This is a genomic window from Streptomyces sp. NPDC001380 (assembly GCF_042895785.1).
GTDB lineage: Bacteria > Actinomycetota > Actinomycetes > Streptomycetales > Streptomycetaceae > Peterkaempfera.
On sequence record NZ_JBIAWP010000006.1, the window covers coordinates 52,123 to 65,238 of the forward strand.

Annotated in this window: 11 protein-coding genes; 4 read left to right on the top strand and 7 right to left on the bottom strand. The window is 72.5% G+C overall.

Translation table 11 applies throughout. From position 1 onward, the window contains the following. Nucleotides 1–52: 52 nt before the first annotated feature. On the bottom strand, nucleotides 53–1,552 hold the full coding sequence (dnaB, locus tag ACFY07_RS09585) for a replicative DNA helicase (RefSeq protein WP_390868153.1): 1,500 nt from the start codon (nucleotides 1,550–1,552) through the stop codon (nucleotides 53–55). A gap of 445 nt (nucleotides 1,553–1,997) precedes the next feature. On the opposite strand from dnaB, the gene ACFY07_RS09590 reads away from it, so the two are divergent. Further along, nucleotides 1,998–3,356, top strand: coding sequence for an MATE family efflux transporter (locus ACFY07_RS09590; protein ID WP_390868154.1), 1,359 nt, complete (start codon nucleotides 1,998–2,000; stop codon nucleotides 3,354–3,356). A 251-nt stretch (nucleotides 3,357–3,607) separates the two neighbouring features. On the opposite strand, the gene rplI is transcribed toward ACFY07_RS09590, so the two are convergent. The 4 genes from rplI to rpsF all read right to left on the bottom strand — a co-directional run bounded on the left by rplI (nucleotide 3,608) and on the right by rpsF (nucleotide 5,429). Beyond that, on the bottom strand, nucleotides 3,608–4,054 hold the full coding sequence (gene rplI, locus ACFY07_RS09595) for a 50S ribosomal protein L9 (protein WP_230649121.1): 447 nt from the start codon (nucleotides 4,052–4,054) through the stop codon (nucleotides 3,608–3,610). A 17-nt stretch (nucleotides 4,055–4,071) separates the two neighbouring features. Then, a complete protein-coding gene (gene rpsR / locus ACFY07_RS09600; RefSeq protein ID WP_055590023.1) occupies nucleotides 4,072–4,308 on the bottom strand; it encodes a 30S ribosomal protein S18 in 237 nt (78 codons plus the stop codon). Between the two features lie 97 nt (nucleotides 4,309–4,405). After that, entirely contained in the window at nucleotides 4,406–4,984 is a 579-nt protein-coding gene (locus ACFY07_RS09605) for a single-stranded DNA-binding protein (protein WP_390868155.1), read from the bottom strand. Between the two features lie 154 nt (nucleotides 4,985–5,138). Further along, nucleotides 5,139–5,429: a 30S ribosomal protein S6 gene (gene rpsF / locus ACFY07_RS09610; RefSeq protein WP_230649123.1), complete on the bottom strand. Its 291-nt coding sequence runs from the start codon at nucleotides 5,427–5,429 to the stop codon at nucleotides 5,139–5,141. 311 nt (nucleotides 5,430–5,740) lie between these two features. On the opposite strand from rpsF, the gene ACFY07_RS09615 reads away from it, so the two are divergent. Beyond that, the gene (locus ACFY07_RS09615) at nucleotides 5,741–6,049 is read left to right on the top strand and encodes a hypothetical protein (protein ID WP_230649124.1); all 309 of its coding nucleotides are present in this window, start codon (nucleotides 5,741–5,743) and stop codon (nucleotides 6,047–6,049) included. 169 nt (nucleotides 6,050–6,218) lie between these two features. Then, on the top strand, nucleotides 6,219–7,337 hold the full coding sequence (locus ACFY07_RS09620) for a lipid II:glycine glycyltransferase FemX (protein WP_390868156.1): 1,119 nt from the start codon (nucleotides 6,219–6,221) through the stop codon (nucleotides 7,335–7,337). Nucleotides 7,338–7,371: 34 nt separating this feature from the next. Here ACFY07_RS09620 and ACFY07_RS09625 read toward each other — a convergent pair whose 3' ends face one another. Both ACFY07_RS09625 and ACFY07_RS09630 read right to left on the bottom strand, forming a co-directional pair. Then, nucleotides 7,372–8,928, bottom strand: a complete 1,557-nt coding sequence (locus ACFY07_RS09625; protein WP_390868157.1) for a glycosyltransferase family 87 protein — start codon at nucleotides 8,926–8,928, stop codon at nucleotides 7,372–7,374. Nucleotides 8,929–9,178: 250 nt separating this feature from the next. After that, nucleotides 9,179–11,626, bottom strand: a complete 2,448-nt coding sequence (locus ACFY07_RS09630) for a transglycosylase domain-containing protein (protein ID WP_390868158.1) — start codon at nucleotides 11,624–11,626, stop codon at nucleotides 9,179–9,181. Nucleotides 11,627–12,411: 785 nt separating this feature from the next. Here ACFY07_RS09630 and ACFY07_RS09635 point away from each other — a divergent pair. Beyond that, nucleotides 12,412–13,017 carry a PadR family transcriptional regulator gene (locus tag ACFY07_RS09635; protein ID WP_230649127.1) on the top strand — a complete coding sequence of 202 codons (606 nt, stop codon included), beginning with the start codon at nucleotides 12,412–12,414 and terminating at the stop codon, nucleotides 13,015–13,017. Nucleotides 13,018–13,116: the final 99 nt, after the last annotated feature.

Here is a 13,116-nt window from a genome sequence, read left to right on the forward strand (position 1 = left end):
GACAGCCCTGGGGCGCCCCGCCGGCCGGACCCGGGTCCGTACAGGCCCGGCCTCAGCCGTTGGCCATGTCGACGAAGCGCGAGTAGTGGCCCTGGAAGGCGACCGTGATGGTGGCGGTGGGGCCGTTGCGGTGCTTGGCCACGATCAGGTCGGCCTCGCCGGCCCGGGGGGACTCCTTCTCGTAGGCGTCCTCGCGGTGCAGCAGGATCACCATGTCGGCGTCCTGCTCGATCGAGCCGGACTCGCGGAGGTCGGAGACCATCGGCTTCTTGTCGGTGCGCTGCTCGGGGCCTCGGTTGAGCTGGGAGAGGGCGATGACCGGGATCTCCAGCTCCTTGGCGAGGAGCTTGAGGTTCCGGGACATCTCCGAGACCTCCTGCTGGCGGCTCTCGGCCCGGCGGGAGCCGCCGGCCTGCATCAGCTGGAGGTAGTCGATGACCACCAGGCGCAGGTCGTTGCGCTGCTTGAGGCGGCGGCACTTGGCCCGGATCTCCATCATCGACAGGTTGGGGGAGTCGTCGATGTAGAGCGGGGCGGCGCTGACGTCCGGCATTCGGCGGGCGAGGCGCGTCCAGTCGTCGTCGGTCATGTTGCCGGACCGCATGTGGTGCAGCGCGACCCGGGCCTCCGCCGAGAGCAGGCGCATGGCGATCTCGTTGCGGCCCATCTCCAGCGAGAAGATGACGCTGGGCATGCCGTTCTTGATGGAGCAGGCGCGGGCGAAGTCCAGGGCGAGGGTGGACTTGCCCATCGCGGGCCTCGCGGCGATGACGATCATCTGGCCGGGGTGGAGGCCGTTGGTGAGGGAGTCCAGGTCGGTGAAGCCGGTGGGGACGCCCGACATCTGGCCGCTGCGGGAGCCGATCGCCTCGATCTCGTCGAGGGCGCCCTCCATGATGTCGGCGAGGGGCGCGTAGTCCTCGCTGGTGCGCTGCTCGGTGACGGCGTAGATCTCGGCCTGGGCGGCGTTGACGATCTCGTCGACGTCGCCCTCGGCGGCGTAGCCCATGCCCGCGATGCGGGTGCCGGCCTCGACCAGGCGGCGCAGCACGGCGCGCTCGTGGACGATCTCCGCGTAGTACTCGGCGTTGGCCGCGGTGGGGACGGAGTTGACCAGGGTGTGCAGGTAGGCGGGGCCGCCGACCCGGGTGATCTCGCCGCGCTTGGTGAGCTCGCCGGCGACGGTGATGGGGTCGGCGGGCTCGCCGCGGGCGTAGAGGTCGAGGATGGCGCCGTGGATCAGCTCGTGGGCGGGCCGGTAGTAGTCGGCGGGCTTGAGGACCTCGACGACGTCGGCGATGGCGTCCTTGGAGAGCAGCATGCCGCCGAGGACGGACTGCTCGGCGGCGAGGTCCTGCGGGGGGACGCGCTCGAAGGAGTCGCCGCCGCGTCCGCCGCCCTCGCGGTCGCGGTCCCTGTCCCGGCCGCCGCGCCAGTCGCCGTCGCGTCCGCCGTCGCGGCGGTTGCGGGCGACGGGCAGGCGGTCGCCGGGGCCGTCGGGCCAGTCGTCGTCGGGCGGGGTGTCGTGGTCGTCGAACTGGGGGCCGGTCACGCGTCCTCCCCGTGGGGCCTGCGGGGCCTGCCGGGCGCACGGGGGGATGCCGGGGCGGGTACCGCAGCCGTGGGGTCCATGCGGTTGCCTCCCTGCCCGTGCGCGGGTCGCGCCATCTCTTTCTACGGCACCCCACTGACATCACGGACGCCCGGAAGGCGGGTGCGACAGGCCGGGCGAGCGACCACGCTAGGGCTGCGGGGGCGTCTCGGCCAATCGGTTATCCACAGGCCTTGTGGACAGCAGTCCCGCATCTGTGGAGAAGGCTGCGAAACCTGTGCACAGCCTGGGGGAAACCCCTGTGGATAACCACATGATCTCGTCGGCGTCAACGCGCTGACCTGCTATGACACCATCCACCGCCTGTGCAGGGAAAATTCTCTGCGGCAGGGATGAAGATCGCCACAAAGGGTGTGTGCACCGCTACCGCACGAGGTTGCGAGTAATGCTTGCGCGATACTTTAGGCTCTTACCTGTGGATGACTACCGCCGCAGCGCACGCCGCCACGACCGGGAGATCCTCGCCCTGGCCGTCCCCGCCTTCGGAGCACTGGTCGCCGAACCCCTCTTCCTGATGGCCGACTCCGCGATCGTGGGCCACCTCGGCACCACCCAGCTCGCCGGCCTCGGCGTCGCCGCCACCCTCCTGGCCACGCTCACCGGCGTCTTCGTCTTCCTCGCCTACGCCACCACGGCCGCGGTCGCCCGCCGGATCGGCGCGGGCGACCGCAGGGCCGCCATCCAGCAGGGCGTCGACGGCGTCTGGCTGGCCCTGCTGCTCTCCGCCGTGCTGGTGGCGGTGACCGTCCCGCTGGCGCCCTGGCTGGTCGGACTCTTCGGCGCCTCCGGCTCGGCGGCCCCGTACGCCGTCACCTACCTGCGGATCAGCGCCCTGGGCATCCCGGCCATGCTGACCGTGCTGGCCGCCACCGGGGTGCTCCGGGGACTGCAGGACACCCGCACCCCGCTGGCCGTCGCCGTCGCCGGCTTCTCGGCGAACGCCCTGCTCAACCTCGGCCTCGTGTACGGGGCCGGGCTCGGCGTGGCGGGGTCGGCGTGGGGGACCGTGGTCGCGCAGAACGGCATGGCGGCCGCCTACCTGGCGGTGGTGCTGCGCGGCGCCCGCCGCCACCGGGCCTCCCTGAGGCCGGACCCGGCGGGCATCCGGGCCTGCGCGCGGGCCGGCGGTCCGCTGCTGGTCCGGACGCTGAGCCTGCGGGCCGTCCTGGTGATCGCGACGGCGGTCGCGGCCCGGCTGGGCGACGTCCAGGTGGCCGCGCACCAGGTGGCGATGACGCTCTGGGGGCTGCTGGCGTTCGCCCTCGACGCGATCGCCATCGCGGGCCAGGCCGTGATAGGCCGGTACCTCGGGGCGGGCGACGTCGCGGGCACCCGGGCGGCCACCCGCCGGATGGTGCAGTGGGGGATCGGCGCGGGCGTGGTCCTGGGCCTGCTGGTGGCGGCGGGCAGGCCGCTGTACGTGCCGCTCTTCACCCCGGACGCGGCCGTGCAGGCCCGGCTGGCGGAGGTGTTGCTGGTCGTGGCTCTGGTCCAGCCGGTGTCGGGGGTGGTCTTCGTGCTCGACGGCGTGCTGATGGGGGCGGGGGACGGCGCCTACCTGGCCTGGGCGATGCCGGCCACACTCGCGGTGTTCGCGCCGGCCGCCCTGCTGGTCCCGGCGACGGGCGGCGGGCTGGTGGGGCTGTGGTGGGCGATGGCGCTCTTCATGCTGGCGCGGCTGGTGGTGCTGGGGTGGCGGGCGCGTGGCGGGTCGTGGCTGGTGACGGGCGCGGTGCGGGCGTAGGCCGCACGGTCCGGGAGGGACGCGGCCCGGAAGGCGTGCGGCCCGGGAGGGGTGCGGCGAGGGGCGGTACGTACAGGTGCACCGGGCCGGGGGGCCGGGGGCCCCGGGTGGCCGGGGGGCCCGGACGAGGGCTCACGGCGCGGGGCGTGGGGCGGGCCCGGAAAGGCCGAGGGCCGGGACTCCGTGCGGAGTCCCGGCCCTCGGTGGTGCGGTCCTGCGTGGTGCACCGGTGCCCTGACCGGGCCGGTGCGTCAGGCGGAGACGACCGCCACGTCGAGCTTGGCCTCGACGTCGGTGTGCAGCTTGACGCTGACGCGGTGCGAGCCCACGGTCTTGATCGGCGAGGCGATCGTGACGGTGCGCTTGTCGACGGCCGGGCCGCCGGCGGCCTTGACGGCCTCCACGACGTCGGCCTGGGTCACCGAGCCGAACAGGCGGCCGGAGTCGCCCGAACGGACGGCCAGCTTGACCTGCAGGCCCTCGAGCTGGCCCTTGATCTCGTTGGCGTGCTCCAGCGACTGGATGGCGCGGACCTTGCGGGCGCGACGGATGGCGTCGACGTCCTTCTGGCCGCCCTTGGTCCAGCGCAGGGCGAAGCCGCGCGGGACCAGGTAGTTGCGGGCGTAGCCGTCCTTGACCTCAACGATGTCGCCGGCGACACCGAGGCCGGGAACCTCGTTGGTGAGGATGATCTTCATGCTTCGGTCACCCTCTCTCAGCGAGCAGTCGAGGTGTAGGGCAGCAGCGCCATCTCACGGCTGTTCTTGACAGCGGTGGCGACGTCGCGCTGGTGCTGGGTGCAGTTGCCGGTGACGCGGCGGGCACGGATCTTGCCGCGGTCGGAGATGAACTTCCGCAGCAGGTTCGTGTCCTTGTAGTCCACGTAGTTGATCTTGTCCTTGCAGAACACGCAAACCTTCTTCTTGGGCTTGCGCGCAGGCGGCTTCGCCATCATGTACTCCATCGGTGTTCACGATCCGGGCGGCCGCAGCCGCCCGGGTCGCACGAAATCTCGTCCGCTTGGCGCAGGATCTCCGAAGAGGAGCTCCTCAGAACGGGGGCTCTTCCGAGTAGCCGCCGCCACCGGCCGGGGCACCCCAGCCGCCGCCACCGCCGCCCTGGCCGCCGGCCGCCGGGGCGCTGGACGCCCAGGGGTCGTCGGACGGGCCGCCGGAGGCCTGGCCGCCGCCGGAGCTGCCGCCCCAGCCGCCGCCCTGCTGGCCGCCACCGCCGCCGAAGCCGCCGCCCTGGCCGCCGCCGGACCGGTTGGCCCGGGTGACCTTGGCGGTGGCCGAGCGCAGGCTCGGGCCGACCTCGTCGACCTCGACCTCGAAGACGGTCCGCTTCTCGCCCTCGCGGGTCTCGTACGACCGCTGCCGCAGACGGCCCTGCACGATCACGCGCATGCCGCGCTGCAGCGACTCGGCCACGTTCTCCGCCGGCTGACGCCAGACGTTGCACGTGAGGAAGAGGCTCTCGCCGTCCTTCCACTCGTTGGTCTGGCGGTCGAAGGTGCGGGGGGTGGACGCGATGCGGAACTTCGCGACCGCCGCACCCGACGGGGTGAAGCGCAGCTCGGGGTCGTCGACGAGGTTGCCGACGAGGGTGATGACGGTCTCGCCTGCCATGGTGGTGGTTGACCTCTCGGGAGGAGACGTTCCGTTCCAAGCACTCCCCCGGCCGCCGGCGTGCCGACGGTGGGGAGTCCTGCGTTCTCGCCGCGTGTTCCACGTGGAACACGCGACGCGGGCTACCCGGCGCCCCGGAGGGCGGTCGGGAGGCTCAGTGGGTGTCCGGGCGCAGGACCTTGGTCCGGAGAACCTGCTCGCTCAGGTTGAGCTGCCGGTCGAGCTCCTTGACGACCGCAGGCTCAGCCTTGAGGTCGATGACCGAGTAGATGCCCTCGGACTGCTTGTTGATCTCGTACGACAGGCGACGACGACCCCAGGTGTCGACCTTCTCCACGTTGCCGCCGCCGGTGCGGACGACGTTGAGGAAGTTCTCGATCAGGGGGGAGACAGCACGCTCCTCGACCGAGGGGTCGAGGATGAGCATGAGCTCGTAGTGACGCATGTGGAACCCACCTCCTTTGGACTCAGCGGCCACGGTCTCTCCGTGGCAGGAGGGTTGTAGCGTCGGCGCCGGTGGCAAGGACGGATTCACCGTAGCGGTGACCACTGACAGTGGGGGTCCACTGCGTGCGGGCCGCTCGCGTCTCCGCCCCGGGTGCACCGGTGCAGAAGTAACAGACTACCCGCACCCGAACGGGTACTTGTCATCCGTGCCGGGATCGCCGCACCCTGTTTCCATCGGATGCGTGGCGCACCCCGGTGTGCGACGCTGCCCGCACAGCGCTTTCGATCCTCATCGAGGAGGCAGAGCCCATGTCTCATGCCGCCCGCCGCGTGCCGGCGTTCACCCTCAACACCGACGGCCGCCCCCACCCGACGGAGAACGCGCTGACCGCGCTGACCGTCGTCTTCGGCCTCATCGCCTTCATCACCGCCTTCTTCCCCGGCCTGCACCTGCTGACCTCCTGGACCGGTCTGGCGGGCATCATCACCGGGGCCTGGGGCCAGTACGTGTCGGCCACCACCGCGGAGCGGTTCCTCCTGGTGATCTTCCTGGGGGCCAGCGCCGTCGGCTTCTACCTCGGCCTCTCCCACGGCGGGCTCTTCGGCGGGCTCTGGTAGCCGGCCCGGCTCCTCCCCGGGCGGCACCCCCGCACCCCGCACCCCCGCACCCCGGGCTGCCGGCGGTGCGGTCCCGCACGTGCCCCGCCGTCCGCGACGGGGTGCGTGCGGACCTGCGGGCACTAGGCTCTCGGCCCACCGCCGCCGCCCGAGGAGGAGCGACCGAGCCATGAGCCTGCGCCTGGGAACGATCAGCCGGGAGGAGCACCTCGCCTTCGTCAGGAGCCGGCCCTCCGTCAGCCACATGCAGGTCCCGTCGTGGGGCGACGTGAAGTCCGAGTGGCGCTCCGAGTCGGTGGGCTGGACCGACGAGGAGGGCCGCACCGTCGGGGCGGGCCTGGTCCTCTACCGGCAGCTCCCCCGGCTCAGGCGCTTCCTGGCCTACCTCCCCGAGGGGCCCGCCATCGACTGGTTCGACCCCGACCTCGGGCGGTGGCTGGACCCCCTGCTCGCCCACCTGAGGGCGAAGGGCGCCTTCTCGGTCAAGATGGGCCCGCCGGTGGTCGTCAGGCGCTGGGACGCACCCGTGATCAAGGACGCGATAGCCGGCGGCCGCGCCCGGCGGCTGCGGGACGTCGAGCCGAGCTGGTACGAGCCCCGGGCGTTCGACGTGGCCGAGCGGCTGCGCCGGGCGGGCTGGCTGCAGGGCGAGGACGGCGGCGCCGGCTTCGGCGACGTCCAGCCGAGGTACGTCTTCCAGGTGCCGCTGGCCAACCGCTCGCTGGACGACGTGCAGCGCGGCTTCAACCAGCTGTGGCGGCGCAACATCAAGCGGGCGGAGAAGGCGGGCGTCGAGGTCGTCCGGGGCGGCTACGACGACCTGCCCGTCTTCCACGACCTGTACGTGGTCACGGCGGAGCGCGACCGCTTCGTCCCCCGCCCGCTCTCCTACTTCCAGGGCATGTGGAAGGCGCTCACCGCCGAGGACCCCAACCGGATGCGGCTCTACCTGGCGCGCCACGAGGGCGAGGCGCTGGCGGCCACCACCATGCTCACCGTCGGCGAGCACGTCTGGTACTCCTACGGCGCCTCGGCCGACCACCGGCGCGAGGTGCGGCCCTCCAACGCCGTCCAGTGGCGGATGATGCGCGACGCGTACGCCCTGGGCGCCACCGTCTACGACCTGCGCGGCATCAGCGACACCCTGGACGAGAACGACCACCTCTTCGGCCTGATCCAGTTCAAGCTGGGCACCGGCGGCCAGGCCACCGAGTACCTGGGGGAGTGGGACTTCCCCCTCAGCAAGGTCCTCCACAAGGCGCTCGACCTGTACATGTCGCGCCGCTGAACCCGCCCGGCGGCGGGAGGGGCGGCGGCCCGGGTCAGGCGGGCGGCCGCTCCCCGGCGGGCGGGGCGAACCAGTCGCCGTCCCCGCCGTCCGGCGCCCAGGCCGCGTAGGAGGCCTGCTCCCGCGCCCAGCGGGCCTGCCCGAGCACGAAGCGGTCCGGGGCCCCGTCCAGGACGCCGCCGGACGGGTCGTCGCTGCCGTCCCAGCGCACCGGGTCGCGCTCCGGCAGCAGGATGTCCCGGACCACGACCGCGCACAGGTACAGCGTGCCCAGGACGTGCACGACCACCACCAGGTCGTACACGTTGACCGGGATGCCGTGCTGCTTGGAGTCGGAGGTGTACGCCAGGTACATCCACACGCCGAGGAAGTACGCGACCTCGCACGCCTGCCAGATGAGGAAGTCGCGCCACCGGGGCCGGGCGAGGGCGGCGAGCGGGATCAGCCAGAGCACGTACTGCGGCGAGTACACCTTGTTGGTGACGACGAACGCGGCGACGACCAGGAAGGCGAGCTGGGCGAAGCGCGGGCGGTGGGGGGCGGAGAGCGCCAGCCAGCCGATGCCGAGGCAGCACAGGACGAGGAGCACGGCGATCGCGGTGTTGAGCAGGCCCAGGCCGAGCGCCTGGCCGCGGATCTGCTCCGCGACCAGCCAGAGGGAGCCGAAGTCCTCCCCGCGGGACCTGCTGAAGCCGTAGAAGGTGGCCCATCCGTCGAGGTTCCACAGCATCACGGGGACGTTCACCAGCAGCCACGCCGCGACGGCGCCGCCGAGCGTCTGGAGGAAGGCCCGCCACCGGCCCGTCCGCCAGCAGAGCACGAGCAGCGGTCCGAGCAGCAGCACCGGGTAGAGCTTGGCCGCGGTCGCCAGGCCGATCAGGACGCCCGCCGCGACCGGCCGGCGCGCCGACCAGTAGGCCATGCCCACCGCCGTCAGGGCGACGGCCAGCAGGTCCCAGTTGATCGTGGCGTTGAGGGCGAGGGCGGGTGCGAGCGCCAGGAGCAGGGCGTCCCAGGGGCGGCGGCGGTGGGTGCGCATCACGGCGACCACGGCGACCACCGCGCAGACCATCAGCATGCCGGCGTTGACCAGCCAGAACCACTGCTCGCGGTCGGGGACGAGGGCGCCGGAGCGGGGCGTGAGCCAGGCCGCGACCTGCATGAAGAGCCCGGTGAGCACCGGGTACTCCAGGTACTGCATGTGGGGGTCCCGGCTGCCGTCCGCGCCCGCCGGGATCATGTCCCGGTAGGGGAGGAGGCCCTGGGCGAAGCCGCGCCCCGAGAAGAGGTGCGGGATGTCGCTGTAGCAGGCGTGGGTGTACTGCGTGGTGGCGCCGTAGAACCAGCCGCTGGAGTAGCAGGGCGCCTTCTGCACCATGCCCAGCACGAAGACGGCGACGGCGGTCAGCGCGAGGACCCGGCCGGGGGTCCACCAGGAGACGCCGAGCAGGGCGCGGCGGCCGGGCGGGCCGCCCAGCACCTCGCTGCCGGCCGCGGCCACCGGGTCCTCGTCGGCGGGGACGACCACGGTGTCGGCGGGCGGCCCGGACGGCTCGGGCTCCGCGGATTCGTCATGCACGCTCGACCTCATGGCCGCCATACTGCCGCACGATCCGCGGCGCGGACCCGGCTACCCGGCCACGGGTCGCGGGGCGGGGCGGCCGCGGTGCGCTCCGTCCCGGAATGCCCGGTCCCGGACCGCCGCGGCCCGGGGCGGCCGCGGTCGCGGGCGCGCCCCGGGCCGTCGGCGGGGTCCGGCGCCCGGTCCCGGAAGACGCCGCGGCCGCGGCGGACGATGTCCGCCGCGGCCGCTCGTGCGCCTCGGGAGGGGACCCGCCGGCTCAGCCCGTCGGCGTGCTGCTGCCGCCGCCGAGGAGGCCGCCGTTGCCGTTGCCGCCGCCGGGCCTGCCGCCGGTGCTGCTGACGGTGGGCGTGGGGTCCGGGCTCTGCGTGGGCGTGGAGCTCGCGCCGCCGGTGCCGCCGCCGGTGAGCAGGCCGCCGGTCCAGCCGCCGTTCCCGTTGCCGCCGCCCCTCGTCTTGGTGGGCAGGACGGTCGGGGACGCCGTGGGGGAGGAGCTCGGCGGGGCGGTGGACGCGGACGCCGAGGGGCTCGGCGCCTCGGTGGTCGGGGCCGTGGTCGGGACCGCCGTGTTCGGGGCGCCGACCTCGTCGACCTGGATGCCGTCGAGCGTGCCGGGCACCGGGAACGGCACCTCCGGGACGCCGTTGAGGGCGGCCTTCATGTAGCGGGTCCAGATGTCGGTGGGGTAGGAGCCACCGTGCACCGAGTCCTTCGGGTTGCCCGTGCCGAGGCCGTTCATCGACAGGAGGCCGCCCTTGCCCGGCTGTTCGCGCCACATGGCGACCGCGGTGGAGAGCTGCGGGGTGTAGCCGACGAACCAGGCCGAGCGGTTCTCGTCGGTGGTACCGGTCTTGCCCGCGGCCACACGGCCGAGGCCCCTGGCGAGGAATCCGGTGCCGCCGTCCTTCGCGATGACGTCCTTGAGCACGTCGGTCACGGTGTCGGCGACCGCGGGGTCCATGGCCGTCCTGCTCTGCGGCGCCTCGAACCCGGGCTGCTTGACGCCGTCACGGGTCACGGCAATCACCGAGTAGGGGTCCCGCTGGGTTCCGCTGGCGGCGAAGGTGGCGTATGCGTCGGCCATCCGGATGGGGCTCGGGGTGGAGGTGCCGATGGAGAAGGAGGCGTTGAGAGTGGCCAGGCTCTCCTCGCGGAGGCCCATTTTGATCGCCATCTCCTTGACCTTGGCCAGTCCGACGTCCTCGCCGAGCTGCACGAAGGGCGTGTTGATGGAGTAGAGCATCGCCTTGCGGAGGTCGATGTACCCCCACGCCCTGGGGCTCTCGTTGGTCTGGAGGAAGTAGGAGCCGTCCTTGTTCCTGACGTAGTTGCCCTGGGTGTCCCGGATCTTGATCTGGTCGTTGCCGTTGTAGCGGCTCTCGGGGGTGATCCGGGTGGGCCTGCCGTCCGTCAGGCGGGTCTGCACGCCGTACTGCATGGCGGAGGCCAGGACGATCGGCTTCATGGTGGAGCCGATCGGGACACCCGAGGCGTCGGCGTTGTTGAAGGAGTGCGTGATGGCGTCGGGCCCGCCGTAGAGGGCGACGATCATGCCGGTCCTGGGGTCGACGGAGGCGGCGCCGACCTGGACGTGGCGGTCGAACTTGGGGCGCTTCTTCTCGTCGAAGGCGGTCGAGACCTTCTTGACCGCCGCCTCCAGCGCGTCGACCTTCCTGCGGTCGAATGTGGTCTTGATCGTGTAGCCGCCGCGGGCCAGTTGCTGCTCGGAGATGCCGTGGGCCTTGAGGTACTTCGTGGCGGTGGCCACCAGGTAGCCGCGCTGGCCGCTGAGTCCGGCGGCGGCCTGCCGCTTGACCGGCTCGGGGAAGGTCTTGCACTTCTCGCGGTCGGCCTGGGTCAGGTGGTTGAACCGGACCATGTTGTCCAGGATGTCGTTCCACCGCCGCACGGCGCGCGCGTGGTTGGCCGCGTTGAGCGAGGGGTCGTAGTAGCCCGCGCCCTTGAGGAGGGCGGCGAGCATGGCGGCGTGGCAGGCGTCGAGGTCGTTGGCGTCCATGTTGTAGTACGCCTTGGCGGCCGCCTGGACACCGTAGCTGTCGCGGCCGAACCAGCTGGTGTTGAGGTAGCCCTCGAGGATCTCGTTCTTGGTCGTGGTCTTGTCGACCTTGAGCGTGATGAAGAGTTCCTTGATCTTCCGGGTGACCGTCTGATCCTGGCTCAGATAGGCGTTCTTCACGTACTGCTGGGTGATGGTGGAGCCGCCCTGGGTCTCCCCGCCCTTGGCCATGTTCAGGACGGCACGGGCGATGCCCTTGGGGTCGATGCCGTGGTCGCTCCTGAAACTCGCGTTCTCCGCGGAGATCGCGGCGTCCTGCATCGCCGTGCTGATGCGGTCGAGGTGGACGATCTGCCGGTTGGTCGTACCGGTCCGGGCCAGTTCGTGGCCGTCGGCCCACTGGAAGATGTTGTTCTGCTGCTCGACGGCCTTGCCGAGGAGGGGCACCTCGGTGCGCGAGTACGCCACACCGATCGCCGCCATCGAGCAGCCGGAGAAGATCAGGAAGGTGCTGAGCACCTGCTTCCACGAGGGGAGCCAGCGGCGCACGCCGCTCCTGCCCCAGCGCGGGTAGTCGATGAAGCGCTTCGGGGGCGGGGTGCGGCCCGCTCTGCCGGCGGGCGCCGCTGCGGCGGAGCCGGCGCGGCGCCCGCCGCGCTTGGCGGCCTTCCGCATCTCGGCCCGGGTCATCCGGGGCTGCTGCGCGGTGGGCTGGGGGGCGCCGGGCTGACCGCCGCCGGGGCGCGGGGCGGCGCGGCGGGGCGCGCCGGGCCCGCCCGGGGCGCCCGGCCCGCCGGGGGCTCCGGGACCGCCCTGCCGGGGCGGACGCGGGGGGCCGCCTGCGGGACCACCGGCGTGAGGGGGGCGGCCGCCGCCGGCGGAGCCGCCGGGGTACGGGGGGCGGCCGCCGCCGGCGGGCTGACGCCCGCCTCCGGGCTGCGCCCCACGGCGTCCAGGGGCGTTGCCGTCGCCGTGCGGCGGTTTGCGCCGGTGTTCGCTCATGCTCCAGCTACTCCTCGGCCAGGCGCTCAGGCCTGAAGGCGGTAGTCCATGTCGACTCCCCGCAGGCGGTGCGAGCGCCTGCGGGATTCCCCCGAATCACCTGCCGTCCGGACCTGTGCTGCCCGGCACGGCGGAATGCACCGGGGACAATGACGTCCCGTACTCCGCTTCGGTTCCCCGTTCCCCAGTGCACAGCGGACAGCGTACGCAGGCGCCGCACCCCACCGATCGGGCATCGTGTGATATTTCCGGCAAAGCGGTCGCAGAACATTACCCGCCCGTTGCCCTGCCGGGCTCCCGGGGGCCCCGCGCCCGCCTTGTGATCGCTTTCACCCGCCGCTCCCCCCGCCGAGGCTTGCTCTGGGGAGCGCACCGGCCTATGGTGCTCGATATATCGAGCCGATACATCGCGGCGGCATATCGCCCCGATGCACCGGCTCGCGGCACGGGCCCCGGAGGGAGGCGAGGCGGAGATGAGCAGGCGCTCGGGAATCCTGGAGTTCGCCGTGCTCGGCCTGCTGCACGACGCCCCGATGCACGGCTACGAGCTGCGCAAGCGGCTCAACGTCCTGCTGGGCTCCTTCCGCGCCTTCTCGTACGGAACGCTCTACCCCTGCCTGAAGAGCCTGGTGGCCCAGGGCTTCCTGGTGGAGGACAACCCGGACGAGCAGTACGTGCCCGCCACCGCCCTCAACGGCAGGCGGTCGAAGATCGTCTACCGGCTGACCCCGGAAGGGAAGCAGCGCTTCGAGGAGCTGCTCTCCGACTCGGGTCCCGACGCGTGGGAGGACGAGCACTTCGGCGTCCACTTCGCGTTCTTCGGCCGTACCGACAAGGCCGTCCGGATGCGCGTCCTCGAGGGGCGCCGCAGCCGGCTGGAGGAGCGCCTCGAGCGGATGCGCACCTCGCTCGCCCGCACCCGCGAGCGGCTGGACGACTACACCCTCGAACTGCAGCGGCACGGCCTGGAGTCCGTGGAGCGGGAGGTCCGGTGGCTCAACGAGCTCATCGAGACCGAGCGCGCCAACCGGAGCGGCCGGAGCAGCCCCGACCTGCCACCAGACCGGCCGGAGCGCTGACGACGCGACAACGCGACGACCGACGCCGAGGTCGGAGCGCAGGAGCGGCAGGGGGGACTGCCTGCGACTGCAAGGAGGACGGGCCCGAACAGGCCATGC

Excerpts from the sequence above, each read along its gene's own strand:
- ACFY07_RS09590 (WP_390868154.1), top strand. The coding sequence starts at position 1,998 with ATGCTTGCGCGATACTTTAGGCTCTTACCTGTGGATGACTACCGCCGC.
- rplI (WP_230649121.1), bottom strand. The coding sequence starts at position 4,054 with ATGAAGATCATCCTCACCAACGAGGTTCCCGGCCTCGGTGTCGCCGGC.
- rpsR (WP_055590023.1), bottom strand. The coding sequence starts at position 4,308 with ATGGCGAAGCCGCCTGCGCGCAAGCCCAAGAAGAAGGTTTGCGTGTTC.
- ACFY07_RS09605 (WP_390868155.1), bottom strand. The coding sequence starts at position 4,984 with ATGGCAGGCGAGACCGTCATCACCCTCGTCGGCAACCTCGTCGACGAC.
- rpsF (WP_230649123.1), bottom strand. The coding sequence starts at position 5,429 with ATGCGTCACTACGAGCTCATGCTCATCCTCGACCCCTCGGTCGAGGAG.
- ACFY07_RS09615 (WP_230649124.1), top strand. The coding sequence starts at position 5,741 with ATGTCTCATGCCGCCCGCCGCGTGCCGGCGTTCACCCTCAACACCGAC.
- ACFY07_RS09620 (WP_390868156.1), top strand. The coding sequence starts at position 6,219 with ATGAGCCTGCGCCTGGGAACGATCAGCCGGGAGGAGCACCTCGCCTTC.
- ACFY07_RS09625 (WP_390868157.1), bottom strand. The coding sequence starts at position 8,928 with ATGAGGTCGAGCGTGCATGACGAATCCGCGGAGCCCGAGCCGTCCGGG.
- ACFY07_RS09630 (WP_390868158.1), bottom strand. The coding sequence starts at position 11,626 with ATGACCCGGGCCGAGATGCGGAAGGCCGCCAAGCGCGGCGGGCGCCGC.
- ACFY07_RS09635 (WP_230649127.1), top strand. The coding sequence starts at position 12,412 with ATGAGCAGGCGCTCGGGAATCCTGGAGTTCGCCGTGCTCGGCCTGCTG.